Here is a 3,000-nt window from a genome sequence, read left to right as displayed (position 1 = left end):
GGCGATGCCTGCACGCAGGCTGTGGCGCAGCAACGCGACCAGCGCCTGTGCGCGCGCATCGATGCGCAGGCGCTGGCGGCGGAAGCGCAACGGCACGCCTTCGTGCAGCAAGGCCGGCGGTGCGATTTCGCGCAGCAGGTTTTCGTCGACCGCGACGACGAGGCTCGCGTCGCCGCCCTCGACCGGATGGCTGACGCTGTAGCCTTCCTGCGCGTTGAACAGCAGCACCTGGCTCGCATCGGCCACCGACTCATCGCGACCGACGTGACGCACGTAGACGCCGCGGTACGGGAACACAAGGTGCGTTCCGCTCGCGCATTCCTCCGGACTCTTGTGTCGGCAGTTGCCACGGCAGTACACGTCGCGCACGGTGACCGTCGGGGTTTTCAGCAATGTCTGCACAGTGAATTCGGACATGGCTGGACTCCAAGGACGCGGGATATCCTACTCGGCTTCGCGGCCGCGCGTCAGAAATCGATACGCATCGCATAGCGGCGCTTCGAGGGATGCGTGACTTCCCTGAAGCCGGCCGCCCTGAACGCGCCGACTGCGCCGACGTGCAGCTCGCCCCAGGTGATCTCTTCGCCGCGCGTGGCCATCGGATAGCCCTCGATTGCCGCCGCACCGTGCCGACGCGCATGCTCGACGGCGGCCGCGGCCAGCGCATAGCTGATACCGCGCCGTCGATAGCCGACGCGCACGACGAAACAGACGACGGCCCAGACAGTCACGTCGTCCTTGTCTTCGCGGCGCTCCGCCCAGGGCACGGGCGAGTTGCGCAGCGGGGCGAACTGGCGCCGCGGGCCGAGCCGGCACCAGCCGACCGGCTCGTCCCCGAGGTAGGCGAGCAGGCCGGGCGCGGCCGCGCGTGCCGCGACGATTTCCTCGTGCAGAAAATCCCGGCGCAGGTCGCGCGGCATGTGCCAGTACTCGCGCATCGGCAGGATCGCGCGCTGGCATTGGCAGGCCGACGCGCCACCGCGTGCCGAACACCGTCTGCAGATCCTTCCACCTCGCCGCGTCGGCCGGAACGATCTTCAGTGCGTCCATCAGGCCTCCGCTGCGCCCTGCGCAGAGTACAGCGCCTTGCGCGGTGCGCCAGTGATCTCGGCAGCGAGTTTGGCCGCGCGGCTCGGCGGCAGCTCGGCGCTGAGGATTTTGTATACGCGCAGCCCTTCGGCGAGGATAGCCGCGGCATCATCGTCCCCCGCGCCTTTGACGAGCACGACGAATTCGCCGCGCTGCTGGTTGGCGTCCCCGGCGACGCGCGCTTCGAGTTCGGCCAGCGTGCCGTCGAGCACGGTCTCGAACTGCTTGGTCAGCTCGCGCGCGATGACCGCCTCGCGCTCACCGCCGAATTCGGCGACGAGATCATGCAAGGTCTCGACGATGCGATGACTCGACTCGTACAAGATCAGCGTGCGCGTCTCGCCGCGCAGGGTTTGCAACGTGGCACGGCGCGCCGCCGATTTCGCCGGCAGGAATCCTTCGAAGACGAATCGATCCGACGGCAAGCCGGCCGCCGACAGCGCCACGATCGCCGCACACGCGCCCGGAATCGGCGACACCGCGACGCCCGCCTCGCGTGCCGCGCGCACGAGGCGATAGCCCGGATCGCTGACCAGCGGCGTGCCCGCATCGCTGATCAGCGCGATGTTCTCGCCGGCCTGCATGCGGCGCACGAGCTCCGCGCTCGCCTCGCGCTCATTGTGTTCGTGCAGGGCGATGGTGCGCGTCGCGATGCCATGGTGGCGCAGCAGCGCGGCGCTGTGGCGCGTGTCTTCGGCGGCGATGAGGTCGGCCTGCGCGAGCGTCGCGCGAGCGCGCGGGCTCAGATCGTCGAGATTGCCGATCGGCGTCGCGACGATGAACAGCGTGCCACCCGCTGCCACCGGTTTGTCGTCCTGCCTGCTCATGCTGCACGCCTGAATGGGGTCGCCGGATAGTTTAGCTGTCTCGCGCTTCCGCTATCATGCACGCACATTCAGGACGGACCTTTTCATGCACGCGACGAGCCGCGCCCTGCGCCACCTTCTTGCCGTCATCGGCCTCGTCTTGCTGCTCGGCGGCTGCGCCGAACTTGGCACCTCAGGCAATCACGACAACGCGCAAGCCGCAACCGACGCGGAACAGTGGTTCAAGAACGGTGAATTCGATCGTGCCGGCCAGGCCTTCATGGACATCGCAGATGGTGACGGCGAGTATCGCGACCATTATCGCCTGCGTGCCGCCGAAGCATTCCGCGAGGAGGGCAATCTCAACGCCGTCGCCTGGGCGCTCGAAGGCGTCAAGGCCAGGCGCCTGCCCGAAGCCGAGCAACCGCGGCTCGATCTGCTCGAAGCGGAACTCGCGCTGTCGAAGAAGGACACGCAGCGTGCGCTGACCCTGCTCACGCTCGACGAAACGAAACTGTCGCGTCCGCTGCGCCTGCGCACGCTCGAACTGCGCGCGCGCGCGCAGGCCCTCGCCGGCGACGCGTTCGCCAGCGCGCGCACGCGCATCGTGCTCAATCCCGCGCTGCAGGGCAAGGACCGCGAACGCAACGAAAACCAGATCGTCGACACGCTGGCAGGCATCGATGCGCAGACGCTGGCGCAACAGGGCGCCTCGCTGCTACCGGGCGATGCCTTGCGCGCCTATGTCGATCTCGCGCTGCGCCGTTCCGGGCAGGCGCTGCCGCAGACGATCGCGCAGCCGGGATTGCCGGTCGGCACGCAGGGCGGAGCGAATGCGATGAACGGCGAAGGCTATCGCCCGGCGCGCGTGATCGCGCTGCTGTTGCCGATCGACGGCCAGCTCAAGGCCGTCGCCCAGGCCGTGCGCGACGGCGTGTTCGCCGCATATTTCTCCGACACGCACACGCCGCGTCCGGAGTTGCGCGTCTACGATGCGGGCAACAGCGCCGCCGATGCGGTCGCCGCGTATCAGCGCGCGGTCGCCGAAGGCGCCGACCGTGTGATCGGGCCGCTGCGCCGCGATGCGGTCTCCGCCGTGTTCGCG

At 68.8% G+C, this 3,000-nt stretch carries 3 protein-coding genes and 1 pseudogene; 1 reads left to right on the top strand and 3 read right to left on the bottom strand.

Annotated elements, in window-relative coordinates; translation table 11 throughout:
• The 3 genes and pseudogenes from VF497_RS01445 to rsmI form a co-directional block, all read right to left on the bottom strand.
• Nucleotides 1-417: pseudogene (locus tag VF497_RS01445) on the bottom strand (AraC family transcriptional regulator); the annotation flags it as partial.
• A 50-nt stretch (nucleotides 418-467) separates the two neighbouring features.
• Nucleotides 468-938 (bottom strand): GNAT family N-acetyltransferase, encoded by a 471-nt coding sequence (locus tag VF497_RS01440; protein ID WP_330885532.1) that lies wholly within the window; start codon nucleotides 936-938, stop codon nucleotides 468-470.
• A 111-nt stretch (nucleotides 939-1,049) separates the two neighbouring features.
• Complete coding sequence (gene rsmI / locus VF497_RS01435) at nucleotides 1,050-1,892, bottom strand: 16S rRNA (cytidine(1402)-2'-O)-methyltransferase (protein ID WP_330885534.1); 843 nt, start codon at nucleotides 1,890-1,892, stop codon at nucleotides 1,050-1,052.
• A 109-nt stretch (nucleotides 1,893-2,001) separates the two neighbouring features.
• Here rsmI and VF497_RS01430 point away from each other — a divergent pair.
• On the top strand, nucleotides 2,002-3,000 hold a 999-nt coding region (locus VF497_RS01430; RefSeq protein ID WP_330885530.1), incomplete at its 3' end, for a penicillin-binding protein activator.

Source organism: Rudaea sp. (genome assembly GCF_036383415.1).
In the GTDB taxonomy this organism is placed as follows: domain Bacteria; phylum Pseudomonadota; class Gammaproteobacteria; order Xanthomonadales; family Rhodanobacteraceae; genus Rudaea.
The sequence above is the reverse complement of the archived record's forward strand: the minus strand, read 5'-3'. Positions and strand labels throughout refer to the sequence as shown.